Here is a 23,476-nt window from a genome sequence, read left to right as displayed (position 1 = left end):
CATCTACTCCTTGGAGGTGTTGTCGTGGCGTTGCGTTGTGGTGGTCGGGGCGGCGGTCCCGGGGTCGAGGTCCGCCTTGAGCGGCTGGGCCTCGGCGAGGCCGATGCCCCGTTGGAAGGCCGCCATCAGCCCGGGGTCGTGCAGTGCGGCCTCGTCCTCCTTGCGGGGAGGGGGGCCCATCTTGAGCTGTGGAGCTATGTGTTCCTGACTGCGTCGCTTGGGGAGTTGGGGGCGGCCCATCGTGCCGCGCACCACACCGGTGGGAGCCGAGGTGATGGTGGCCGACCGGTCGGCTACGGGCGCTGCCGCTTTTCTCGTCGTGTAGTTGGCACCGGGCCGGGCCGCTGCGGGGTTGGGGCGGTCCACATGTTCCGCCCGTACCGGAAGGGGGGCGAGGGCGGGACTGGAGTGCGCCGGTTGCTGCGGGCGCGGCGGTTCGGGAGTTCGCGGCACAGCGGCCACCGGGGGTGGGTGTGCATCCGACCGTGGCGTCTGCTGGGGCAACGGCCGGAGCTGGGGGGCCTGCTGCTGAACGGGTTTCGGCGCGGTCTGCGGGCGATCAGGGATCGAGGGGGGCGAGGTGGTGATGGTCGTGGGCGGTTTGCGTCGGCGGCGGGTCCTGCCGGAGACCGGGTCGCTCTGCTGGAGTCCGCCGGGCTCGGTGCCTAGGAGGCCCTGGGGCAGCACGATGGTGGCCTGGATGCCGCCGTAGATGTTCGACTGGAGCCTGACGGCGATACCGTGCCTGCGTGCCAGGGCCGAGACGACGAACAGGCCGATGCGTCCGTCCTGGAGCAGATGGGCGACGTTGACCTGATCGGGGTCGGCGAGCAGGGCGTTCATCTTGTCCTGCTCTTCGGTGGGCATGCCGAGGCCCCGGTCCTCCACCTCGACGGCGAGTCCCGCCGTGACGTGTTGGGCGCGCAGGAGCACCTGGGTGTGCGGGGCGGAGAAGACCGTGGCGTTCTCCACCAGTTCGGCCACCAGGTGGATCACATCGGCGACCGCGTGGCCGCGCATGGTGCCGTCGATCGGTGGGACGAGCTTGACCCGCGGGTAGTGCTCGACTTCGGCGATCGCGGAGCGGAGCACCTCGGTCATGGTGACCGGGTGGGACCACTGGCGCCGGGAGATCGCTCCGCCGAGGACGGCGAGGTTCTCCGCGTGGCGCCGGATGCGGGTGGCGAGGTGGTCGACGTGGAAGAGGCCCTTGAGGAGTTCGGGGTCCTCGACTTCGTTCTCCAACTCGTCGAGGAGTTGGATCTCCCGGTGGACCAGTGACTGGAGCCGCCGGGCGAGGTTGACGAAGACTTCCACCTTCTGTTCGTTGCCGACGCTGCTGGAGAGTTGTGACGCCTGGACGACGGCGGCCACGGCTGCGTCATGGGACCGACTGAGATCCCTGGTGACGAGGTCGAACTCGTCTCCGCGCAGAGTCCTGGGCTGCGGCGCTCTGGCGGCCGGGGGGCGTTCCCCGCGGCGCAGCCGCTCCACGACCTGGCGCAGGTCCTCCTGACCGCGTTCGATGGACCGACGCAGATGGGCGCAGCGGCCCAGTACGGAGGCTGCCATCCGGTCGGCGCCCAGCGCCGCCACCGCGACGGCCGCTATGGCGAGTGCGGCGGTACCGGTCAGTACGGCCCACAGGGCGGGGGTGGGGCGTGGTGCGGCGCTGTGCACGGTGTAGGTGACGGCGGTCGCACCGCTGAGCGCGGCGACGAGGGCCGGGAGTACCGCGGTACGGAGCAGTCGAGGTCGGATGTGGGACTCCGGCGGCAGCGGGAGCGGTCGCGATCTGCGTTGCGCGGGGGCTGAGCGGGTGCTCGACCGACCGTGACGCCCGCTCTCACGGCCGTCCGACCGTGTGGTGGGTGCGCGTTGGGGAGACATCGGCGTCCTCGGTACGTGGGGGTCCATGGAGGGTGGGGTGTACTGCACGGGGATGGGTGCCATGGGCTGTTTGGGACGGATTTCAATGGGTCTATGACGCGACGGGTGTTAGCCCGCCGTTGATCACTGGCCACACACGGTAGTCGCGCTTGGCGCACACGCGACGGTCAGTCGGGAAAGTTCCCCAGCATTGGTCCCGCTCTGGTATGAGGGCTCGCACTCCGGTGCGAAACCCACGTCGGACGGGGGTCTCGAACGAAGCAGCGGAAGGACGCGCCGGCGCAGCCCGATGACCCGGTTCCACGGCGAAACGCGCATCGCCCGCGCCGGCGCACAGGAGGGGCGAGCGGCGCGAGGGCTTCGACGAGGTCGATCAGCGCAGGTGAAAGGCGATCCCGCCCTGCCCGCCCGAAACCAGAGGTACTTCCGTGACTCCTCTGCACCCTGGGCTAGTTGAGCCCCGTGGGATTCAAATTAACCCTGAGTCAGAAGTGACCTCACTTCAGACGTACGTTCGAACGATCTCGTCGGGTGCGCAGAAACGCTCCGAGGGGGCGAATGGTGTGCGCCGGTACGCAAGCGGCGCGGGCGAAACGGGTTGGTTTGCGAGGGGGGCGTGCAATGCATGGACGGGCCGGAGCGCCCTGCTGCGGCACAGCACTCCGGCCGAGCCGGGCATGGCGCGGCAGGGTGTGAGCGCGCAACCCGGGGGCGACCGTACGGCGAAGGCGGTTCCGGGGCCGGCCGGAGGCACCAGCAAGAACCCTGCGGAACCAGCAGAAGACGATCAACCACAGGGCCTCTACCACGCACTGTCGTGGCAGCCCGATGAACCTCCCGACGCCTGCCGAACCGAAGGCCCGACTGGGCGCCGTGCCCACACCCCCGGGGGCGCCGAAACAGGCCAACCCTCACCTCTTCAGCGCCCCGAGACGCCACCACCGGTGGGTGGGCGAGCACATCGGGGGACGCCCCGCGGGAGCAGCGGGTTCAGCCGGTGGGCGCAGTCTCAGGGCTCCCGGGGGCGGCACCCGAGCCCTGGGCAGGATGCTCCCCACCGATGGTGGTGGCGGTGCGCTGCGCGCTCTGTGCGGGGGAGGCAGCCCCCGGCGCGACGGCGGGCACACTGCCGGCCTCCCAGCCCCCCGGAGGCACTGAGGCCACGGCGCGCCACCACGGCTCGGCAGAGAAGGAAGCCGAGGCCGGCTCGAAGGGCTCACCGGGGCGGGGCAGCGCGAGGTGCGCACCGGCCTCGGCGGCGGCGGCGAGCGTGCCTTCACCGGGATCGGCCCAGGCGTGGGGCGCCAGATTGAACGTCCCCCAGTGGATCGGCAACATCATCCCGAAGGGGCGATCACCCTGGAGGTCGAGATGGGCCTGCATGCCCTCGACCGGTGTCATATGGATGTCGGGCCAGTACTCGGAGTACGCGCCGATCTGGATCATGGTGACGTCGAAGGGGCCGTGCGCGGCACCGATGTCCTTGAATCCCGGGAAGTACCCGGTGTCGCCGCTGTGGTAGACCCGGTGTTCGGGGCCGGCGACCGCCCAGGACGCCCAGAGCGTGTGCTGCTGGTTGCGCAGTCCCCGCCCGCAGAAGTGGCGCGCGGGCGTCGCGGTGAGAAGGAGGCCGGCCACCTCCGCGCTCTCGTTCCAGTCCAACTCGCGCAGCCGGTTCGCCGCCACCCCCCAGCGTTCCAGATGGGCCCCGACGCCCAACGGGACCGCGAACACCGTCTCGGTGTTGGCGAGCGCTTTGATGGTGGGCATGTCCAGGTGGTCGTAGTGGTCGTGGGAGATCACGACGACATCGACCGGCCCCAGTGCGGCAAGGGGGGCGGGGACCGGGTGGAGCCGCTTCGGTCCGGCGAAGGAGAAGGGGGAGCAGCGCTCACCCCAGACCGGATCGAACAGCACCCGTCGTCCATCGATCTCGGCGAGGACGGTGGAATGGCCCATCCAGGTGATCCGCAGTCCGGAGGCGGGGGGACGGGCCAGATCAGCCAGCGTGGTGGGATGGAGCGGGATGCGAGCCGTCGGTGCCCGTCGGACCCGCGCCTCCTTCTGGAAGTAGATCTTGGCGAACTCGACCATCGAGGCCCCGGATGGCCTCGTGCGGGCGCCCACGGGATTGAGGAACACGCCGTTGGCGTACTGCGGTGAGCTGCGGATGCGCTCCAGCCTCGCTCCCGCCGGGTCCGCGCCGAATGCGGCGGGGCGCAGTGTGCGCAGCCGTGCTCTCAGCGAGTGAGGGGAACCGGCTCCGGTCACGGCGCCTCCAGGTGTTGGGGTCTTCTCATTATGTGCGCGGTGTGCGGCGGTGCGGGGTGGTGATCGGCCGGTTGGAACATCGGCGTCACCGGCATCGGCGGTGAAAGGAGTCGGTGTCGACGGGCTCGGGCTCGCGCTGTGGGCGGTGGGCTGACGTCAGGGTCACGCACAGGGGAACGCACGCCGTGCGGTTGGTGTTCCTGGGGCGCCTCCCGCGTTCCCGTGTTTTGGGTCCCATCCTGAGCATTGCGCACCCTCGGCCGTGGGCAGGGTCTCTTTCCGGCCGTTCGAGTTCGGTGGCGCAGTCATATGCGCAGCTTTCTCGGACCGGGGTGGGATCCCGGATCTGTCGGCCGTATGAGTACGGGGGAGCCATTTCCCACTGAGGCAGCCGTCGCTGGTTCACGTTGACAAGCTGGTCAAACAGTCTCGATACTGACTGGCCATTCAGTAGATGATCCTGGTCGTGTGCCTGCCTCACCCTTGATCACCGTCTTGAGGAGGTTCCCGATGGCCGCCCCTCTGCTCTCACTCACCTGGACGGATCCGGTCACTGGGCGCCGGGGGTTCCTCGTCGTCGACCGGCTGGTGCGCGGGGTCTCCAGCGGAGGTCTGCGGATGCGGCCCGGCTGCACCTTGGACGAGGTGGCGGAACTGGCCCGCGGGATGACGCTGAAGGAGGCGTTGCACTACAACCCGGACGGCAGGTACGTACCGCTGGGCGGTGCCAAGGGCGGCATCGACTGTGACCCCCGGGACCCCGAGGCGTACGGGGTGCTGGTCCGCTACCTGGAGGCGACCCGTCCGTACATCGAGTCCTTCTGGACGACCGGCGAGGACCTGGGTCTGACCCAGGACACGGTGGACCGCGCTGCCGAGGAGGCGGGGCTGGTCTCCTCGGTCCAGGCGGTGTACCGGTTGCTCGATGACGAGGAATCGGCGCGGCAACGGCTCCGGGACGCCTTCGGCATCGAGGTCGACGGCATCGGTCTGGACGAGTTGGTCGGCGGCTGCGGGGTCGCCGAGTCGGTGCTGACCGCCCTCGACCGTGCCAACGTCCCGTACGCGGGCACGCGGGTGTGCCTGCAGGGGCTGGGCACGATGGGCGGGGCGACGGCCCGTTTCCTCGACCGGGCGGGGCTGAAGATCGTCGCCGTGGCCGACATCAAAGGGACCATCGCCAACCCGGACGGCCTGCCGGTCGAGTCGCTGCTGTCGGCCCGGGACGCCCACGGCACGGTCGACCGCTCGGTGCTCCGCGCCGAGGACCGGGAACTTCCCGGCGACGCCTGGCTGTCGGTGGACGCGGACGTCCTGGTGCCGGCAGCGATCTCCTACGCCATCGACACGGGCAATCAGGCGGGGATCACGGCCCGCTGGATCGTCGAGGCGGCGAACATGCCGGTGGTCGCGGCGGCGGAGGAGTTGCTGACGCGCCGTGGGGTGACCGTGCTGCCGGACGTGGTGGTCAACTCCGCCACGAATGCATGGTGGTGGTGGACACTCTTCGGCGACATCGAGGCCGACGCCGACCAAGCCTTCTCCCATGTCCGACGGTCGATGAGGGCCCTGGTGAGCGAGGTGCTCGAACGCGCGCAGACCGACGGCACCACACCCCGGGCCGCCGCCCACGCGCTGGCGGCCGATCGCCTGCCGACCATCGCCCGGCGCTACGGTTGAACCGACGCGTCTGCATTGCCTGCCGGGGTGTAGTCGGCAACTGGCCGACGGCATCGGGGCCTTCGTCCAACCGGGGTCGGGAGGTGTGACATCGACGCGCACGACCGAGTGCGGGCGGCGTTGAACTCGAAGACGGCCGTGCGTACGGCCCGGGGCCGGGCCGGTCCCCACACAACCGGCCGCCCGCAGACGACCACCGTCGATGCGGGCTGGCATCCACCGGCGCCCTCGGCCGGATCGACCCCGGAGCGAGAGGGCGTCGCCATCCCGTCGAACCGGTCGGTACGGGAGGACGAACACCCGCTGCAAGCGCCCCACCAGCCCCGAACATGATGTGGGCATGGCAATTTTCCAGGTCAAGATCAACTGTGTAGGGTTGCCCCGTGGCCAGAGTCCGATTGAGCGTGGCGGAGCGACGCGAGGAAATCCTCGGCGCGGCCGTTGAGCAGATCCAACTGCGCGGAGTGGCCGCGTTGCGGATCGCCGATGTCGCCGCAGCGCTCGGCGTCAGCAATGCGCTGGTGCTCTACCACTTCTCCAGCAAGGAGCAACTGGTGGCCGCCGCCTTCACCCACGCCGCCGACGGTGATCTCGCCCATCTGCGGAAACTGCTCAGCCGGCGCACCTCGGCACTGCGCAGGTTGAGGACGGCGGTCCGGTGGTACGCACCGACCGGCCCGGCCAAGGGTTGGCGGCTGTGGATCGAGGGCTGGGCGGTCTCGTTGCGTGAGCCCGCACTCCGGGAGGTCGCCCGTGACCTGGATCAACAGTGGAAGGCAGCACTGACGGAAGTCATCGCAGAGGGGGCCGAGGCGGGCGAATTCCCCTGTCCCGACCCGGCTGAGGCGGCCTGGCGACTCACGGCGTTCCTCGACGGACTCGCCGTCCAGATGACCTCGTACGCCGGTTCCCTCTCCCGTGCCGCCATGCTGGAGTGGACCGATGACGCCCTGGCACGTGAACTGGGCCTGAACCGCGAGGAACTCGCGGCGGCCGTTCGCTGACCCCGGAGTGTGCCTCCGGCAATGGAACGTTGAGCTCTGCTGACGGTCGTGCCATGTGGTCCGGTCAAAGGTTCAGCGAACCTGCCGCCCTCATGCGCAGCCGTGTCCCCACCTGTTCCCCATGGGCCGGGATTCCCTGCCGGTGAACGGCAATCAGCCGCTCGCGGGGCCGGGGCACGTGTGGCCGAACGTCAGGCAGATCGCCAACCCCCACCATTTCGGACACCGACCCCGGGCGGCAGCACAACGGCTACTGTGCGACTGTGTCGCACCTGTCTGAGCAGCAAAGCCATCCTGCCTCCCCGCACCACCCTCACGATGTGCTCGTCATCGGAGGCAGCGGCGTGGCCACCGTCGTCCGGGTCGGCTCACTGCCCGTACCCCTCGTGGACACCCATGGCGTCGCGCCGATCCATGAATGGCCCGGGCACACCGGGGGGAACGTGGCGTTGGGGTGCCGAGCACTCGGGATGAACGTTGCGTTCCTCGACTTCCTCGGTGACGACTGGGCCGGACGCCAGGTCCATGAACGACTCATCGCGGCCGGTGTGGCGTTCGACCCCCTCCTGTCCCCCACCGGTACCCGGCGCGCCGTCAGTCTGGTCGACCCCTCGGGGCGCAAGGTGTCGTTCCACGACGGCCGCGACCCCGAAGACCTGCGGATGCCGCGCGACTTCTACCTCCCCTATCTCCAGCGCGCACGCCATGTCCATCTGTCTGCCGTGGACTTCGCCCGGCACCTCTTCGACGACATCGCGGCCATGGGTCTCTCCGTCTCCACCGACCTCCAGGACTGGGACGGCGTCGACGAACGCCAACGGGAGTTCGCGCTCCGGTCGGACCTGGTCTTCCTCAGCTCCGCGGGGGCCGGCGAGCGCATAGCCTCCGTGATGCGGGACATCCTGCGCAGCGGGCGCGCGCAGGCCGTGATCGCCACCGCCGGAGCGGGTGGCTCCTACCTCCTCCTGCGGGAGGGAAGCAGCACTCCCCGACCCATCCCCGCCGCGATTCCACCCGCTCCGGTGGTGGATTCCAGCGGGGCGGGCGACGCCTATGTCTGTGGGTTCCTCTACGGTCTGCTGGCCGGCCAGGACCTGGAGACGAGCGCCCGGTTGGGCGCGCGGGCGGGGGCTCATGCCTGTACCGGCGAGGGCAGCACCGCGTTGATCAGCCAGGAGGAGTTGTTGTCGGTCCGGGTCTGACGGACCGGACGCGGCCCGACGGCTGCCCTTCCCACCAACGACCATCGGCCGTCCTGTACCCCCGTGGACCCTCGGGCCGCCCAAGGCCCGGGGCGCCCGGTGGCCCGCCCAGCTTGCTCCCTCATCCGGCCGCGACCCACGATCACGGCAGGGCACGGCACGTGCCGACGCCGGTGGCCAGACCGCGGGTCTCGAAGGCGTCGACCAGTCGCGCGCACCCTCCAGGGTCTCCGCCACCGAGCCCGGACCCACGAGGTGCGGTACCGGGAAGCCCACCGGCGCCCGGGGGAGCAAGACTGCGGACCCCTGTGCCGTCCCCACTGTGGGTCAGGTCTGTCGCAGCGGCTCGTACGCCTGCTCCTGAAGCCCGAAGGTCCAGGCAACACCCTCCCTGGCGGTCCTCGTGGTGGGCGGCACCCGAAGCCAGTAGGTACGGAACGTGCCGTCGGGCTCAGCCGTGGAGTTGACGACCTCGACCATCACCACATCCTCGTCATCGGCCAACTCGATCCGCCAGAGGATGCCCGACTCGTCCTTGTGTACGGGCTTCGCGCCCGACTCGGCGAGATAGCGGTCATAGCCGTAGTGCTCCAGCATCACCCGACGCAGTTCGGCGTTCTCTTCGTTGCGTATGCGTGGGGCATCGATGGAGGACAGTTCGCCGAGGAAGGCCGCGGGCACCGGCATGCCACGCCAGGCGTAGAGGCTGAAGCCGTCGGGGAAGGCGAGCGCGGGACCCTCACCGCTGTCGAGCCGGCCGGCTTCATCGCGGTGCAGTACGGTCGGACGCTCGCACATCACCACGACCTTTTCGTAGGGCCACCACCAGCCGGCGTGGGCGGCGACGCTCGCGAGACCGTCCAGACGCTCGCTCCGGCCGTCGAAGGCGGCCAGCCAGGCGGCATCGTGCTGGCCGAGGACGGCGTCCAACAGCACATCTCGGATCGAGTGCAGAGTAGGCCGCTCTTCCGCGGTGTTGTCGTCGACGGCCCCAGGCAGTGGCCCCGCACCGTCTGTCGACACCCGGGCAGTGGAGCGACCGGTCAGTTCGTCGACGACGCCGGCCCGGATGCGGTCGGCGAGTGCTCGTGTGGTGTCCCACAACCGGGCACCGGTGGACCCCCACAACTCTGTCCAACCCGCCGGACCCAACTCGTCGTGCACCCGACGGCGCTCCTCCGCCCAAGGGCGGGTGCGCACCTGCTCCCGGACCGAGGGTCCGGCGCCACTGAGGGCCCGAACCGCCTCGACGCCCGCCCGCGGCGATTCGACCCAGACGATGCGCTCGGGCTCAGCCAGCCCCGCGGTCCGGTAGGCCAGCCGTACGCCGTCCTCGGCGGCTGTCCGGTCCGCCGGTCCCGTCGCCGCGGCAACGGCCCGCCACCTGTCCGTACTGTGGATGCCTTGGCTGGACTGCATGTGCTGGATCTGCTGCGTGGGCTGAACGTGTTGCATAGGAATCCCCGTCCCCGTTCGACCGGCTCTCACCCGGTGCCGTCCTGTTCTGCGTGCCGTTCTTCACTGTGATGTCGAGCGATGTGATGTGGAGCAGTGCGGTGGAGCGTTGTGGTGTCAGTCGGCGACGATGCGCACCGCTCCCGGCAGGTACTCGCGCTGGCGCACCACTCGGTACCAACCCTTGGGGAGGGTGATCGCCGCGTGTTCCTCATGCACGACCCGGCCGCCCTCGGGGAGGTGGAGGACCATCGGACCGAAGGGGCCGGGTTCCAGGACCAACCGTCCCGGCCCCATCACCGCATGCGCATGACCGGTGACTTCGCCCAGGGCGAGCACCAATCGACCCACTCCGTCCCGCGACTGCGATCGGGCCTGTGCGATGTGTGATGGCACGGCTTCCTCCGCGACGGGCACGATCAGCACGTCTCCCTGCCGGTACATGGCTCTCCCCTCAACTCCCGGCGCCCGGTGCGCCGAAGCTGGAATCGACGCTAACCGCAGGGTCTGACAACGCACCGACGCGGCGAGCGGGAACGGCCCTGCGCGTCGCGTTGTCAGTGGGACTTGGTACAACTGCTCGGAACTGGCCGATCAATGTCGCCCCATCTGGAGCCCGTCATGACCATTTCCAGCCATCTGCACGAGCTGCACGGGTTGCCCGTGTTCGACTTCCCCACGGCCTCGGCCCAGGCGAAGACCGAGCTGCCGTCCGTGGCGTCCGTGGCCTGGCGAGTCTCCGCGGAATACGACGGGGAGGAGTGGGAGGACGCCTTCGCCCGCTTCGTGGCTGCGGTGGACACCACGGAGGTGCGGGCCCTGGTCGTCGGCCTGTGGAACGAGGCGTACGACCGCGGCCCAGAGAAGATCATCTCCACCCTGACGGAATCCGCGGACGACTTCCCCGCCCTGCGGGCACTGTTTCTCGGAGACATCACGTACGACGAGTGCGAGATCTCCTGGATCCATCAGGGCGAGGTCGCCTCCCTGCCCGAGGCGTTTCCCGAGTTGGTCGAATTCGGTGTGCGCGGCGGCAGCGGCCTGCAGTTCTCGAAGATCCGTCATGCCAAGCTGCAATCGCTCGTGGTGGAGTCCGGTGGACTGCCGGTCGCTGTCGTCCGCGGCATCGCGGACAGCGACCTCCCCGCGCTGGAAAGCCTCGACATCTGGCTCGGATCGTCCTGGTACGGGGCGGACACCGCGGTCGCGGACCTGGAACCCTTCTTCGCCGGCTCCCGCCTGCCCAACCTGGGCTATCTGGCGCTCCGCAACAGCGACATCCAGGACCAGATCGCGACGGCGTTCGCAGGAGCTCCCGTAGTGGCCCGCCTGCACACGCTGGATCTGTCCATGGGAACCCTCGGCGACGAGGGGGCGGAAGCACTGCTGAACGGCCAGCCGTTGACACACCTTCGCCGCCTCGATCTCCACCATCACTTCCTCAGCGCTCCCATGGTGGAGCGTCTGGAGGCCACCTTCGCGGGGACGGACGTGTCGATCAACCTGTCCGAAGCCGAGTTGGGTGAGACCGACGAGGACGAGGACGACACCCACCGCTACACCTCCGTGGCGGAGTGACCATGGCCGAGTCCCGCCCGCCGGCCGCGCCCCAGCTGGTGGTCGTCGGCAATCCGACCAACCGACGTGTCGTCCTCTTCCGGGAGGCCGCACGGCGTGCCCGGCTGCCCGAGGTACGGGTGGTCCCGTGGATCGATGTGCTGCGCGGGCGGGCTCGGTTCCATGCCGACGAGTGGGTGCGGTTGGATTCGCCGGGCGAAGACGCCGAGGTGGAGAAGGCCCTACGGGGCGTCGACGATCCGACCCGGGTGGAGGGCACCGCCCGTTGGTACCAACGCTTCACGGCAGCGGTCCACGAGGTCTCCGCCATCGCGAGCGCGGCGGGTGCCACCTTGCTCGACGATCCTGCCGATCTGACGGTCCTGTTCGACAAACGACTCTGCCACGGGGTGCTCTCGACCGCAGGACTCGCCGTGCCCGATTCGCCGACCTCCGGTGGCGATGTACCCCCCGTCCATGGCTGGGCGGACGTCAGGGCCCTCCAGCAGAGCACCGGCCTGCGCCGGATCTTCATCAAACTCGCCCATGGTTCATCGGCGTCCGGCGTACTCGCCGTGGAGACCGCGAGCGGCGGTCGGGTCCAGGCGACCACCTCGGTCGAACGCGACGACCTGGGTCGGCTGTACAACTCGCTGAGGGTGCGCCGCTACCGTACGGAAGGGGAAGTGGCGGCGCTGGTCGACACCTTGGCTCCGGACGGTCTGCACATCGAGCGTTGGGTCCCCAAGGCATCCCAGGACGGGCGGACCGCAGATCTGCGGGTCGTCGTCACCGCCGGCCGCGCCACGCACGCGGTCGTACGGACCAGTCGCTCCCCCATGACCAATCTCCACCTCGGCGGCACCCGCGGCGATCTGGCCGCGGCACGCATCGCCATCGAGAGGGCAGGCGGGGACTGGGGCGGGGCGCTGCGGCTGTGCGAAGAGGCTGCGTCCGCCTTCCCCGGCTCACTGCGGGTCGGGGTCGACCTCCTACCCGCATCGGACTGGCGGAGCTTCTCCATCGGGGAGGTCAACGCCTTCGGTGATCTGCTGCCCGGTCTGACCGGTCTTCCCGGGAGCGGCGCCGAGTCCGAGGACACCTACGGCGCCCAGATCACCGCCGTGCGGATGCGATGCGCAACCCGCTCCCGGCCCACCAACACCGCTGACACCGCTGACGAACCACCGGCGCCCACCACAACGGTGTCGCGCACCACAGCGCCCCGTAGGACGAGGAACCACCGTGCCCACGCCTGACGCCGCCGTCGTACCTCCGCCCGTACCGTCCGCGAGCGCCGAAGGCGCCGCTCGGCCCGACGACCCGGACATGAACGACGTCGTCGGACGCGACGACATCCTGTTCCTGACGTTGGACACCCTGCGCCACGATGTCGCCGACGAACTCTGTGCAGCGGGCCGCACACCCCATCTGGCCCGCTTCCTACCGGGCGGTACCTGGCAGCGGCGACACGCCCCCGGGAACTTCACCTACGCATCCCACCAGGCCATGTTCGCGGGGTTCCTTCCGACGCCGGCCGAGCCAGGCCCCCATCCGCGGCTCTTCGCCGCCCGCTTCGCCGGGAGCGAGACGACCGAGGGGCGGACGTTCGTCTTCGACGCGCCCGACCTCGTCTCCGGCCTCGCCGATGCCGGGTACCGCACGGTGTGCATCGGGGGCGTCGGCTTCTTCAACCAGCAGGGTCCTCTCGGCTCCGTACTGCCCGGTCTGTTTCAGGAGAGCCACTGGGAACCGGAGTTCGGGGTGACCTCGCCGGTGTCGTTCGAGGCCCAGATCGAGCGCGCCGAAGAGGTGGTCGAGGCCCTGTCGCCCGATCAGCGTCTGTTCCTGTTCATCAATGTCCCCGCACTGCACCAGCCCAACTGGTTCCATCTGCCGGGCGCCACCGAGAGGTCCGGGGACACCCGCGAATCCCATGCCGCGGCGCTGGAGTACGTGGACCGTCATATCGGGCGGCTGTTCACGGCGGTTCGCAGCCGCCGCCGCTGCTTCGTCATCGTCTGCTCCGACCACGGCACCACCTACGGCGACGACGGCTACACCGGCCACCGCCTGGGCCACGAAGCCGTCTGGACCGTGCCGTACGCCCACTTCTTCCTTGAGTCCGACGAGGCACCCGCATGAGCACTTCCCTGGTCACACCCCGCCCCTACCAGAGCTATGTCTACGCCTATCCGCACAAGACGGCCTACCGCAGGCTCGCCGACCGTCCCCGTCTGCGCGACGCATGGGCGGCGGAGCCGACCGACGCCCTCTCCCTGTATCTGCACATCCCGTTCTGCGAGATCCGCTGCGGCTTCTGCAATCTGTTCACACGTATCGGCGCTCCCGACGAGCTCACCACCCGTTACCTCGATGCGCTCGACCGCCAGGCGACCACGGTGCGCGATGCCTTGGGCGACAGCGCGCCCGTGCGGTTCGCTGCGGCAGCGTTCGGCGGTGGCACACCCACCTTCCTCACCGCGGGAGAGTTGGAGCGGCTCTGCGACATCGCCGAGAAGCGCATGGGGGCCGAACTGACCGCGATACCCCTGTCTGTGGAGGCATCCCCCGCCACAGCCACCGCGGATCGGCTCGCCGTACTCGCGGAGCGCGGCACAACGCGGCTCAGCATCGGCGTCCAGAGCTTCAGCGACACGGAGGCGAAGGCGGCCGTCCGTCCACAACGCCGGGCAGAGGTCGAGGCCGCACTCGGCCGCATCCGGGACGCGCGCATCCCCGTGCTGAACATCGATCTGATCTACGGCATCGACGGTCAGACGGAGGACAGTTGGCGTCGCTCACTGGATGCGGCGCTCGCCTGGCGACCGGAGGAGCTCTACCTCTATCCGCTGTACGTCCGGCCCATGACCGGTCTCGACCGGCGCGGCCCCACCGGCACGGGGCAGACGATCGACTCACACCCACCGGGGCACCCGAGCGGCGAAGCCGCGTGGGACGAGCAACGGCTCCGGTTGTACCGCCAGGGCCGCGACCATCTTCGCGACCAGGGCTACGAGCAGGTGTCGATGCGTATGTTCCGCCGTCCGGACGCACCCGCTCAGGGGGCGGACGACTACGCGTGCCAGACCGACGGAATGATCGGACTCGGTTGCGGAGCCCGTTCGTACACCTCCGAGTTGCACTACTCCTTCGACTACGCGGTGCGGCCCGGTGAAGTGCGTTCCATCATCGACGACTACACGCGGACCGAGGACTTCGCCCATGCCGAGTTCGGCTACCGCATCGACGGGACGGAGGCACGTCGTCGCCATCTCTTGCAATCACTGCTCCAGGCAGAGGGCATGGACGCGGCCGACTACCGGGAGCGATTCCGGTGCAATCCCGTCGATGACTTCGCCGCCGAGTTGGGCCGCTTCGCCGCACTCGGTTGGTTGGAGAGCGGAACGCCCGGGCGGTTGAAGCTCAGCACGGAAGGGCTGGCGCACTCGGACGCGCTGGGGCCGGAGCTCTTCTCCCCCACGGTTCGCACGGCCATGGCGGAGTACGAATCCAAATGAGCGATCCCATGGATCTGACCCTGCTCTACCGGGGTCCGCTGGCCTCCTGTGACTACGACTGCCCCTACTGTCCGTTCGCCAAGCGCCGCGACACCCCCCAGCAACTGCGCACGGACCGGGCTGCGCTGGAACGATTCACCACCTGGGTGTCCCAACAGGGCGACGATCGACTGTCGGTCCTGTTCACACCCTGGGGCGAGGGTCTGGTGCGCTCTTGGTACCGGCGCGCCCTCGTCGAACTCTCCCGGCTGCCCCAGGTGAGCAGGGTGGCGATCCAGACCAATCTCAGCTGCCGCACCGATTGGCTCGCGGAAGCGGACCTCACCACCCTCGCGCTGTGGTGCACCTACCACCCGGGACAGACCCCCTACGAGCGATTCCTCGGCAAGTGCGAGGACCTGACTCGGCTCGGCGTCCGATTCAGCGTGGGCATCGTCGGCGTACCGGAGCACCTCGACCATGCGCGAGAACTGCGCGCAGCCCTGCCCGATCACATCTACCTCTGGGTCAACGCGGCGGAGGGACACGCGTACACGGACGCCGAAGCAGCGAAGTGGACGGAACTCGACCCCCTCTTCGCCTACAGCCGCCGTGCGCACCGGTCGGCCGGGCTGCCGTGCCGGACCGGGGAGTCCGTCGTGTCCGTCGACGGCGACGGCACGGTACGGCGCTGCCACTTCGTCCCGGCGGAGTTGGGCAACCTCTACGACGGCTCCTACCGCGAGGCGCTGCGCCCGCGTCCGTGTCCACTCGCGGTGTGCGACTGCCACATCGGGTATGTCCACTTGGAGTCGCTGCCGCTGTACGACGTCTTCGCCGGTGGGGTGTTGGAGCGGATCCCGGCCTCGCCCGCCCCGGGGCGACGGCCTTCGAGCCGGGCGATCCTGCGTTCGCGGGATGCCGATGCCGGGCCGCCTGCTGGACAGACGATGTGACCGTAGCGGATCGGTGCAGGACCGCTCCGCGGTCGGGACCGTAGGGGAAAGGTGGACGACCGTTGCGCGGTCGGAGACCGGGCGGTGGGGGCGAGAGCGGGCTACAGGGGCAGCAGGTCGGGGCGCTTGGCCTCGATGTGATCGCCCGAGCTCTCGCCGCGGAGCCTGCGGCCGATCCAGGGCGCCAGATGCTCGCGCGCCCAGTAGATGTCGTCCCGCCGCACCTCCAACGTGCCGCGCCGCGGTAGCGGGGGCCAGGGCTGGTCGGGATCGTTGGTGACGTCGAGCCCCAGCACTTGCGCGGCGCGCACCGCGACCCTGGCGTGTCCGTCGGGCGACAGATGCAGCCGGTCGGTGTCCCAGGCACGACGGTCCTGGACTGACTTCAAGGACCACAGGTCGAGTACCGGACAGCCGTGCCGGTCGGCGATCGCCCGGACGTGCGCGGTGTACGTGGCCACCTTGCCCCGCAGATGGCGCAGTACCGGCATCCCCCGGGTGTCGAAACCGGTGGTCACCATGACGGTGCCCACCGCGTTGGCGAGGTCGGCGACCGCCCGTTCCAGTCGCTCGGCGACATCGTCCGGGTCGCTGCCCGGCCGGATGATGTCGTTCCCTCCGGCACAGAACGTCACCAGGTCCGGGGCGAGCTCCTTCGCGCGGGGCACCTGTTCGGCGACGATCTGGTCGAGGAGTCTGCCGCGCACGGCGAGGTTCGCGTAACGGAAGGTGTGTTGCGGCATTCCGTCACCGAGAAGCGCGGCAAATCGATCCGCCCAGCCGATGAAGGTTCCGTCAGGTGCGGGGTCCCCGACCCCTTCTGTGAAGCTGTCGCCGATCGCCGCGTACGACGCGAATGTATTCATGCTCCCTGTTCCCGAATCGCCTGCCACGACCACTCATCTTGTCCTCCGCGATGTGACCTACGCGACCGTAAGGAGGGGTTGACGCCGGGTGATCTATGCCACCAGGAAAAGGGCGCACCCCTGGGAATACACGAAAGCCCCGTTTCACGGCTGCGAAACGGGGACTTCCTCGTGCTGGTGGCCGTGGATCGCGGACGACCTCCGGCACCGGGTCAGGGCGACTCGGTCAGAGCGAGACGCCGTGCTGACGCAGGTACGACACCGGGTCGACGTCGGAGCCGTAGCCGGGGCTGGTGCGGATCTCGAAGTGGAGGTGCGGACCACTGGAGTTACCGGTGGAACCGACCGCACCGATCTGCTGCCCACCGCTCACACTCTGCCCCGAGGAGACCGAGAGGGAGGACAGGTGGGCGTACTGGGAGTACTTGCCGTCGGTGTGCTGGATGACGACCTCGTTGCCGTAGGCGCCGCTCCAGCCTGCGGAGACGACGGTGCCGGGGCCGACCGAGCGCACGGTGGTGCCGGTGGGGGCAGCGAAGTCGATGCCGGTGTGGTAGCCGCTGGACCACATGGCGCCCGAGACCTTGTAGGAGGTGCTGACGCCGACCGCGGAGAGCGGGCTGGCCCAGCCGGAGCCGGTGGCCTCGCTGGCGGACTCGGCGGCGGTGGAGGTCTGGGCGGCGGACGACTGGGCGGCCGGAGCCTCATCGTCCTTCTTGACCTCGGTCTCGACCTTGGCGGGACGCTCCTGCTTCGGCTCGACCTTGGCCGGGCGCTCCTGCTTCGGCTCGGCGGCGGCCTTGGGCTTCGCCGGCGCGGCGGGCTTGCTCTCAGCCGTCTTCGACTCGGACGTCTTGGACTCCGATGTCTTGGACTCGGCGGCGGACGCGCCACCGATGGTGAGCTTGAGGCCGGGGTGGATCAGCGAGGGGTTCTCGCCGACCGCGGCACGGTTGTCGGCGTAGAGCTGCTGCCAGCCACCGTCGACCCGGTGCTCCTGCGCGATCTTGGACAGGTAGTCGCCCGCGACGACCCGGTAGGTGACCTGGGTGGCCACCCGCTCGGCGGGCGCCGTCGCAGGTGCGGTGGTGGCGGCCGAGGCGACCACGGGGGCCGCGACGGGTGCGGTCTGCTCGGCGGCGAAGGCGTTCGTGGCGCCCATCAAGGGAAGGGCGATGGCTGCGCCACCGGTGCCGGCGGCAACGATTCCCCGGGTGATGGTGCTGGTCCTGGTACGGCGGTGCTTACCCTTTGCGGGCATGGCGCATTTCCTCTCCGGCGCCTACGAGGTGAGCTGTCGGGTTCGAGCTGGAGATGCCCGGCCGCGCTTCTGCGCGACTTCACCCCAAGCCGTCCGGAAATCCGGATCGGCGTACTACCTGGGTCCCCCGCTCCTGCCACGCGTGGATGTGGATGAATTCCGGGCGGCGGCAGGATTAGGCGATCCGTCCGGAGTTCCGTGACCGTAATCGAGCCCTCTTCTGGCAAACAAGCCGGGCCCTTTTCTGATCAATGACTAAGGTCACGACGGGGGGAATTTCCCGTAACACTCCGTGGAAGGCGATGCGACAACTCCCGCCGCCCCGTCGGAAATCCTCTGTGGTACGCCGCAACTGAGGGTCACCACTATGATCCCGCTCACGAGCGGGCCCTCAGCCACTCGACAGGCAGGACATCCAACCACCGAAGTACCCAATTCGGACAGAAGCAGCTCGTGCCTCCATCGCGGGTAATGGGTGGAACAATCGGCCCAAGAGAGATCACACAAAATGATCACCCGATGAGCGGATGTCGTATCGTCGAGAACACGCCAATGTCGGCGAGCCGCGCCGACGGCAGTGACCCTCAGGAGCCTCTGTGACGCAGCAGCTGCCGCCGCAGGTCCCGTCCATCGAGCCGGAACTGACCGGAGTACGAAACTTCCGGGACGTCGGCGGCCTGCCGGCTCTGGACGGACGTCGGGTGCGACATGGGCGGCTGTTCCGCAGCGGTCATCTGGCCCATGCGACCGGAAGCGATGCGGCGTTCCTGTCCTCGCTGGGGCTACACACGATCTTCGACTTCCGCAATGAGGCGGACATGCTGCTCGAAGGCCCGGACATTCCCCTCCAGGGCGTGCGCAACCTCAATCTCCCGCTCAGTGACCCTGCGGACGGCGCGGAGTTCTGGCAGATGGTGCGCGACGGAGACATCGAGCAGTTGCGGTCCATCCTGGGGGACGGCCAGGCCGCGGCACGGATGTCCGACTCCTATCGGATGATCATCACGGAACGCACCGGCGAGCACAGCAGGGTCCTGCACTCCCTCGCCGAGGACAGTGTCCCCGCCCTGATGCACTGCGCTGCGGGCAAGGACCGCGCAGGGCTCTCCATAGCCGTGTCACTGCTGGCGGTCGGCGTGGAGCGGGACGCGATCGAGGCGGACTACCTCAAGTCCAACGATCCGCACCGGCGGTACCGGGTGCACCGCAGTGATGCCTCACCGGCCGGGATGTCGCCCGAGGTGATGGAACTGCTCAGCCCGCTCTTCGACGCGCGCAGGGAGTACCTCCACACCGCGTTCGAGACCATCGACCGGACGTGGGGCGGAACGGAGCGGTACCTCACCGAGGGGCTGGGGATCACTCCCCGGACACGGGAGCAGTTGCGCGACCGACTGCTCGACGAGGTCTGATTCCGAGGGCGGGCGGGCGGACCTGACAGCCGTGGGCGCGGGCCATGACCGGCTTGACGCCCGCGGCGGTCACTGCCGCCCCGTGCAGGCGTCCGCCTCGATGACCGGTCGCTACTTGGCGCCCATCTCGAAGAGGAGATAGAGGAAGCCGGCGAACACATGGCCGGCGATCAGATAGGCAAAGAGGCGCACCCAGATGCCACGGGGGAACCGTCCGTTCTCCTTGCCCTTCCTGACCGCTGCGGCGTTGTCGGTCACCGAGGTGCTCTCGGGTGCGACGGTGTTCTCAGGTGCGGTGGGGTTCTCTGACATGGCGGTCCTCTCGACTTCCGGTCTTGTTGGGCTCGTCCCGCGTGCTGGGGATCGCTCCGGGCGGGCGCTCGGCTGGATCAGACGTGCGGATAGAGGTCGGGACTCTGGAGCAGGGTGTGGACGAACAGCATCTCCGCGCCTTCACGGGTGGCCGCTGCGATCCGGTGGGGAGTGAGCGAGTCGTAGTGTGCGCTGTCTCCCGGTCCCAGTTCGTGGACGGCTTCCCCGAGGCTGAGTCGAAGTCGCCCGTCCAGGACGTACAGCCATTCCTCGCCCGGGTGGACCCGCACCAGTTCCCCCTGGGCGCCGTAGGGGACCACCAGTCGCAGCGGTTGCATGGCCCGCCCGGGGGTCCCCACCTGGTGATAGGTCCAGCCGTCGGCCACGGCGGGCTCGCGAACGCCGGCCCTGATGACCGGGTCGCGCTCGGGTGCGAGTTCGCCGAGCAGCTCGGCGATGGTCGTACCGTAGATGCGGGCCAGGGAGAGCAGCATCGGCAGCGAGGGTTGACGGCGGCCGGTCTCCAGGCGGGACAGGTGCGCGGGCGACAGTCCTGCGCGCTGGGCAGCCGCTTCGAGGGTGAGCCCCCGTCTGCGACGCAGGTCGCGCAGTTGCGGCGCCACGTCCGGCAGCTCGGCCGGCGGCTCCCCGACCCGGGTTCGAAGGTCCGGGGGGTGGCCCCCGGGAGGACTCTGCATGGGTCCATTGCGCCAGGAAAGTACCTCTGAGGCAAGTTTCGTGCCTCAGAGGCAAAATACCAGCTCAGCGGTTGGCCACGGCCTGCTTGACCAGCGTCCTGCCGAAGTCCCACATCAAGCCGCCGCCGGCGTGTGCGTCCTCCATGACCGCGGTGAAACCGGCCAGGAACCGATCCACCTCGCGTTCGCCGATCGTCAGCGGCGGAATCAATTTGATCACTTCCATCCGGTCCCCGGAGACCTGTGTCAGGACCCGGTGCCGCTCCAGCAGGGGCACCGCCACCATCTGGGCGAACAGACCTTTGCGGGCCGCTTGCAACACGGTCCAGCGGCTGCGCAGTGCCAGGGATTGCGGACGTCCGAACTCGATTCCGATCATCAGGCCCCGCCCTCGTACCGCATGGAGGAACTCATATCGGTCCACGAGGGCGGTCAGCCGGGACCGCAGGAGGTCACCGGTCGCCCGGGCGTTGGCGATGATCTGTTCGTCCTCGATGACCGAGAGGACCGCGAGGCCGGCCGCCATCGCCTGTGCGTTGGAGCCGAAGCTCGCCGAGTGGACCAGCACCCGGTCCATGGAGGAGTAGACCTTCTTGAAGATCCAGTCCTTGCCGACCGTGGCCCCCACCGGCACATAGCCGCCGGAGAGCGCCTTCGCCACACAGACCAGATCGGGCTCCACCCCTTCCTCGTGCTGGTAGGCGTAGAAGTCCCCGGTCCGCCCCAGACCGGTCTGCACCTCGTCGACGATCAAGAGCGCCCGGTGCCGGTGGAGCAGTTCCTGGGCTGCGCGCAGAAAGCCCGGCGGGCACTCGTGGACCCCCTTCCCCTGGATGGGTTCCACGATGAGGGCGGCCACATCGCCCGTGCGCAGTTCCCGCTCCAGGGCGTCGAGGTCGCCGAGGGCGATGGGAGTGTCGGGCAGGAGCGGAGCGAAGCCCTCCCGAAAGCCGGACTCTCCGTTGACGGAGAGGGATCCGGTGGTCAGCCCGTGGAAGGCGTGGTCGCAGTAGAGGACCCGGGGGCGTCCGGTGGCGTACCGGGCGAACTTCAGGGCCGTCTCCACCGCCTCCGTACCGCTGCTCCCGAAGAACACCCGGTCCAGATGGGGGCTGTGGGCGAGGAGCTTCTCGGCGAGCAGCCCGGGCAGGGGCGGGCAGTCGAAGCGGGTCAGGTCCGCCAGTGAGGCGTCCAGTACGTCGTGCAGTGCCTGCCGGACGACGGGGTGGTGGCGACCGAGCCCCATCACCCCGAAGCCGGCGAGCATGTCGAGGTAGTCCCGTCCCTCGGCGTCCCAGAAGTACGCGCCTTCGGCCCGTTGGTAGACCTTGTCGAATCCGATGGTCTGCAACATGCGCGGGAGTTGTGGGTTGAGGTGGCGCTCGTGCAGCGCGTAGCGTTCGGCGCCGCGTGCGGCGAGCAGGGCCGTGAGGTCGAAGCCGGCGGGGCGCGACCCGTTCACCGAGGACCGCGGATCGGTCATGGGTTGTTCTCCTTGACTGCCTGCGCCGCGGGGACGGGAAGGAGTTCCGGCCAGGTCGGTGCGGCGCCCCTCCCCCTGGCCCGCGGCAGCACCGTGTGGTGGGCGGCCGACGGGTCCGACCGCGCGAGTCCACAGCGAAGAGCAGTCCTTGGGGACGATCCCGGTGGGGTTGGCTCGCGCGGCCGGCCTGCTATCCGCGGTTGCCGGACATCGTTTCGCGCGCCGCACGCAGGGATTCCTTCAGCGAGCCCATGGTGGCGAGTACGGCCGTGGGCTCATAGCCGCAGTGGGCCATGCAGTTGGCACAGCGCGGGTCCTTGCCTCGGCCGTACTTGCTCCAGTCGGTCTCCTCGACGAGTTCGCGGTAGCTGGGCACGTAGCCGTCGCTCATCAGGTAGCAGGGCCGCTGCCAGCCGAACAGCGAGTAGTTGGGAATCGCCCAGGCCGTGCAGGGGAAGTCGACCTTGCCCTCCAGGAAGTCCAGGAAGAGGGGCGAGTGGTTGAGCCGCCAGCGCCGGCGGTTGCCGTCGGCGAAGGACTTCCTGAACAGTTCGCGGGTCTGCTCGACGCCCAGGAAGTGCTCCTGGTCGGGCGCCTTCTCGTAGGCGTACGCGGGGGAGATCATCATCTCGTCGACCTGGAGATCGTCGTTGAGGTAGTTCAACACCTCGATGATGGTCTGGGGGGTGTCGGTGTTGAAGAAGGTCGAGTTCGTGGTGACGCGAAAGCCCCGGCTCTGGGCTTCCTTGATGGCTGCCACCGCCTCGTCGAACACTCCTTCCTTGGCCACCGACTCATCGTGCCGTTCGCGCAGTCCGTCGATGTGCACGGCGAAGGCGAAGTAGCGGGAGGGAGTGAACTTTTCGATCTTCTTGCGGAGGAGCATCGCATTGGTGCAGAGGAAGACGTACTTCTTCTTGGCCACCAACTGGCGCACGATTTCATCGATCTGAGGGTGCATCAGGGGCTCGCCGCCCGCGATCGACACCATCGGGGCACCGGACTCCATCACCGCCCCGACCGCCTGTGCCACCGGCATGCGCTGCTTGAGCACACCGGCCGGGTGCTGGATCTTCCCGCATCCTTCGCAGGCGAGGTTGCAGGCGTAGAGCGGCTCCAGTTCGACGATCAGTGGGAACTTCTCCCGCCTGCGAAGCTTCTGTTCCAAGAGATAGGTTCCGACGCGGATGGTCTGACGGAGCGGCATGGCCATCTAGCTCACCTCCGGGGGAGCGGCAGAGAACGGTGCCATTCATGAAATGCAGGAAGTACGGCACGGAGAACACGGAAAGCTGATATTCCACCGCGCACCGTGCCAATACGGACCAGCTCATGCTCTGGAGCGTCCACGACCACCCGGACGGCCGCAACCGGACGGGGCCCGACGCGTAGGGCGGTACGCAGGGTGACCGCCGACTCCATGTCCACCGCGATCGCTCCCCCGGCGTGCAGGGCAGCCCTTTCGGGGCCGCGGACGACATGGGCGGAGCCGATGAGCACCCCCGTGTGGACCCGGCGTCCGGGAACCGCCCGGGCGAGCGCATCGGCGAGGGCCGAGGTCTCGATGCAGAGCGTGCCGAGGTCGGTCACCGTGGTGTGTTCGCCGCCCCTGGTCCGGGTGGCCACCACCAGGTCACCGGGGCGCATGCCGGGTGCGAGCCCGGCGCAGAAGCCCGAGGCGATGACCGCCGCATCGCGCAGGGAGGGGTCGGCCAGCGCGGCGCCGAGGGCACGCGCGGCGTTCCCAGGCCCCATTCCGGTGCGCAGGACGGTCGCCCGGCCCTGCGCACCACGTGCCCCGGTGCGCAGGGCCAGTCTCTCGATCGCCAGCGCACAGGCGATCAACAGGGGACGGGAACCGGTGGGGTCCTGATCGCGCAGTTCCGCGTGCTCTGCGCCGCGCTCGCGGTCCGTCGGAAGTCCGTTCGC

The 23,476-nt window shown here is 69.1% G+C and carries 20 protein-coding genes and 1 riboswitch; of the genes, 9 read left to right on the top strand and 11 right to left on the bottom strand.

The window, feature by feature from the left end; genetic code table 11:
* Window positions 1-3: 3 nt before the first annotated feature.
* Together OID54_RS31590 and OID54_RS31585 are read right to left on the bottom strand one after the other, a co-directional pair.
* Window positions 4-1,890, bottom strand: a complete 1,887-nt coding sequence (locus tag OID54_RS31590) for a sensor histidine kinase (protein WP_329025114.1) — start codon at window positions 1,888-1,890, stop codon at window positions 4-6.
* A 990-nt stretch (window positions 1,891-2,880) separates the two neighbouring features.
* The gene (locus OID54_RS31585) at window positions 2,881-4,161 is read right to left on the bottom strand and encodes an MBL fold metallo-hydrolase (protein WP_329025112.1); all 1,281 of its coding nucleotides are present in this window, start codon (window positions 4,159-4,161) and stop codon (window positions 2,881-2,883) included.
* 510 nt (window positions 4,162-4,671) lie between these two features.
* Here OID54_RS31585 and OID54_RS31580 point away from each other — a divergent pair.
* From OID54_RS31580 to OID54_RS31570, 3 genes are all read left to right on the top strand, one after another.
* Entirely contained in the window at window positions 4,672-5,841 is a 1,170-nt protein-coding gene (locus OID54_RS31580) for a Glu/Leu/Phe/Val dehydrogenase dimerization domain-containing protein (RefSeq protein WP_329025111.1), read from the top strand.
* A gap of 383 nt (window positions 5,842-6,224) precedes the next feature.
* Complete coding sequence (locus tag OID54_RS31575) at window positions 6,225-6,845, top strand: TetR/AcrR family transcriptional regulator (protein ID WP_329025109.1); 621 nt, start codon at window positions 6,225-6,227, stop codon at window positions 6,843-6,845.
* A 263-nt stretch (window positions 6,846-7,108) separates the two neighbouring features.
* Entirely contained in the window at window positions 7,109-8,047 is a 939-nt protein-coding gene (locus tag OID54_RS31570) for a carbohydrate kinase family protein (protein ID WP_443055712.1), read from the top strand.
* 327 nt (window positions 8,048-8,374) lie between these two features.
* On the opposite strand, the gene OID54_RS31565 is transcribed toward OID54_RS31570, so the two are convergent.
* Window positions 8,375-9,448 carry a DUF6745 domain-containing protein gene (locus OID54_RS31565; protein WP_329027902.1) on the bottom strand — a complete coding sequence of 358 codons (1,074 nt, stop codon included), beginning with the start codon at window positions 9,446-9,448 and terminating at the stop codon, window positions 8,375-8,377.
* 171 nt (window positions 9,449-9,619) lie between these two features.
* Window positions 9,620-9,946 carry a hypothetical protein gene (locus OID54_RS31560; RefSeq protein ID WP_329025107.1) on the bottom strand — a complete coding sequence of 109 codons (327 nt, stop codon included), beginning with the start codon at window positions 9,944-9,946 and terminating at the stop codon, window positions 9,620-9,622.
* 177 nt (window positions 9,947-10,123) lie between these two features.
* Between OID54_RS31560 and OID54_RS31555 the strand changes: the two genes are divergently transcribed.
* From OID54_RS31555 to OID54_RS31535, 5 genes are all read left to right on the top strand, one after another.
* Entirely contained in the window at window positions 10,124-11,080 is a 957-nt protein-coding gene (locus OID54_RS31555; RefSeq protein ID WP_329025105.1) for an STM4015 family protein, read from the top strand.
* 2 nt (window positions 11,081-11,082) lie between these two features.
* Window positions 11,083-12,318, top strand: a complete 1,236-nt coding sequence (locus tag OID54_RS31550) for an STM4014 family protein (protein WP_329025103.1) — start codon at window positions 11,083-11,085, stop codon at window positions 12,316-12,318.
* Window positions 12,319-12,388: 70 nt separating this feature from the next.
* Window positions 12,389-13,204: an STM4013/SEN3800 family hydrolase gene (locus OID54_RS31545; RefSeq protein ID WP_329027899.1), complete on the top strand. Its 816-nt coding sequence runs from the start codon at window positions 12,389-12,391 to the stop codon at window positions 13,202-13,204.
* Window positions 13,201-14,580 carry an STM4012 family radical SAM protein gene (locus OID54_RS31540; RefSeq protein ID WP_329025101.1) on the top strand — a complete coding sequence of 460 codons (1,380 nt, stop codon included), beginning with the start codon at window positions 13,201-13,203 and terminating at the stop codon, window positions 14,578-14,580. The genes OID54_RS31545 and OID54_RS31540 overlap by 4 nt, the downstream gene beginning before the upstream one ends.
* Before the next feature lie 8 nt (window positions 14,581-14,588).
* Window positions 14,589-15,515 (top strand): STM4011 family radical SAM protein, encoded by a 927-nt coding sequence (locus tag OID54_RS31535; protein WP_329027897.1) that lies wholly within the window; start codon window positions 14,589-14,591, stop codon window positions 15,513-15,515.
* 101 nt (window positions 15,516-15,616) lie between these two features.
* Here the strand turns inward: OID54_RS31535 and OID54_RS31530 are convergent, their stop codons facing one another.
* Both OID54_RS31530 and OID54_RS31525 read right to left on the bottom strand, forming a co-directional pair.
* Window positions 15,617-16,381: an SGNH/GDSL hydrolase family protein gene (locus OID54_RS31530; protein ID WP_329025099.1), complete on the bottom strand. Its 765-nt coding sequence runs from the start codon at window positions 16,379-16,381 to the stop codon at window positions 15,617-15,619.
* A 226-nt stretch (window positions 16,382-16,607) separates the two neighbouring features.
* A complete protein-coding gene (locus OID54_RS31525; protein ID WP_329025098.1) occupies window positions 16,608-17,642 on the bottom strand; it encodes a LysM peptidoglycan-binding domain-containing M23 family metallopeptidase in 1,035 nt (344 codons plus the stop codon).
* Window positions 17,643-17,645: 3 nt separating this feature from the next.
* Window positions 17,646-17,818, bottom strand: a riboswitch (cyclic di-AMP (ydaO/yuaA leader).
* Window positions 17,819-18,238: 420 nt separating this feature from the next.
* Here OID54_RS31525 and OID54_RS31520 point away from each other — a divergent pair.
* A complete protein-coding gene (locus OID54_RS31520; protein WP_443055711.1) occupies window positions 18,239-19,054 on the top strand; it encodes a tyrosine-protein phosphatase in 816 nt (271 codons plus the stop codon).
* Between the two features lie 111 nt (window positions 19,055-19,165).
* Here the strand turns inward: OID54_RS31520 and OID54_RS31515 are convergent, their stop codons facing one another.
* The 5 genes from OID54_RS31515 to OID54_RS31495 all read right to left on the bottom strand — a co-directional run bounded on the left by OID54_RS31515 (window position 19,166) and on the right by OID54_RS31495 (window position 23,428).
* Window positions 19,166-19,366, bottom strand: a complete 201-nt coding sequence (locus OID54_RS31515; RefSeq protein WP_329025096.1) for a DUF6126 family protein — start codon at window positions 19,364-19,366, stop codon at window positions 19,166-19,168.
* A gap of 77 nt (window positions 19,367-19,443) precedes the next feature.
* The gene (locus OID54_RS31510; RefSeq protein WP_329025094.1) at window positions 19,444-20,064 is read right to left on the bottom strand and encodes an XRE family transcriptional regulator; all 621 of its coding nucleotides are present in this window, start codon (window positions 20,062-20,064) and stop codon (window positions 19,444-19,446) included.
* 64 nt (window positions 20,065-20,128) lie between these two features.
* The gene (locus tag OID54_RS31505; protein ID WP_329025092.1) at window positions 20,129-21,547 is read right to left on the bottom strand and encodes an aspartate aminotransferase family protein; all 1,419 of its coding nucleotides are present in this window, start codon (window positions 21,545-21,547) and stop codon (window positions 20,129-20,131) included.
* Window positions 21,548-21,737: 190 nt separating this feature from the next.
* Window positions 21,738-22,760, bottom strand: a complete 1,023-nt coding sequence (gene hpnH / locus OID54_RS31500) for an adenosyl-hopene transferase HpnH (RefSeq protein WP_329025090.1) — start codon at window positions 22,758-22,760, stop codon at window positions 21,738-21,740.
* A gap of 5 nt (window positions 22,761-22,765) precedes the next feature.
* Window positions 22,766-23,428, bottom strand: coding sequence for a phosphorylase family protein (locus tag OID54_RS31495; RefSeq protein WP_329027893.1), 663 nt, complete (start codon window positions 23,426-23,428; stop codon window positions 22,766-22,768).
* Window positions 23,429-23,476: the final 48 nt, after the last annotated feature.

It is taken from the genome of Streptomyces sp. NBC_00690 (genome assembly GCF_036226685.1).
Taxonomy (GTDB): Bacteria; Actinomycetota; Actinomycetes; order Streptomycetales; family Streptomycetaceae; genus Streptomyces.
This window is presented reverse-complemented; position numbering and strand designations above follow the sequence as displayed.

Excerpts from the sequence above, each read along its gene's own strand:
- OID54_RS31590 (WP_329025114.1), bottom strand. The coding sequence starts at position 1,890 with ATGTCTCCCCAACGCGCACCCACCACACGGTCGGACGGCCGTGAGAGC.
- OID54_RS31580 (WP_329025111.1), top strand. The coding sequence starts at position 4,672 with ATGGCCGCCCCTCTGCTCTCACTCACCTGGACGGATCCGGTCACTGGG.
- OID54_RS31560 (WP_329025107.1), bottom strand. The coding sequence starts at position 9,946 with ATGTACCGGCAGGGAGACGTGCTGATCGTGCCCGTCGCGGAGGAAGCC.
- OID54_RS31555 (WP_329025105.1), top strand. The coding sequence starts at position 10,124 with ATGACCATTTCCAGCCATCTGCACGAGCTGCACGGGTTGCCCGTGTTC.
- OID54_RS31550 (WP_329025103.1), top strand. The coding sequence starts at position 11,083 with ATGGCCGAGTCCCGCCCGCCGGCCGCGCCCCAGCTGGTGGTCGTCGGC.
- OID54_RS31545 (WP_329027899.1), top strand. The coding sequence starts at position 12,389 with ATGAACGACGTCGTCGGACGCGACGACATCCTGTTCCTGACGTTGGAC.
- OID54_RS31540 (WP_329025101.1), top strand. The coding sequence starts at position 13,201 with ATGAGCACTTCCCTGGTCACACCCCGCCCCTACCAGAGCTATGTCTAC.
- OID54_RS31535 (WP_329027897.1), top strand. The coding sequence starts at position 14,589 with ATGGATCTGACCCTGCTCTACCGGGGTCCGCTGGCCTCCTGTGACTAC.
- OID54_RS31530 (WP_329025099.1), bottom strand. The coding sequence starts at position 16,381 with ATGAATACATTCGCGTCGTACGCGGCGATCGGCGACAGCTTCACAGAA.
- OID54_RS31525 (WP_329025098.1), bottom strand. The coding sequence starts at position 17,642 with ATGCCCGCAAAGGGTAAGCACCGCCGTACCAGGACCAGCACCATCACC.
- OID54_RS31515 (WP_329025096.1), bottom strand. The coding sequence starts at position 19,366 with ATGTCAGAGAACCCCACCGCACCTGAGAACACCGTCGCACCCGAGAGC.
- OID54_RS31510 (WP_329025094.1), bottom strand. The coding sequence starts at position 20,064 with ATGCAGAGTCCTCCCGGGGGCCACCCCCCGGACCTTCGAACCCGGGTC.
- OID54_RS31505 (WP_329025092.1), bottom strand. The coding sequence starts at position 21,547 with ATGACCGATCCGCGGTCCTCGGTGAACGGGTCGCGCCCCGCCGGCTTC.
- hpnH (WP_329025090.1), bottom strand. The coding sequence starts at position 22,760 with ATGGCCATGCCGCTCCGTCAGACCATCCGCGTCGGAACCTATCTCTTG.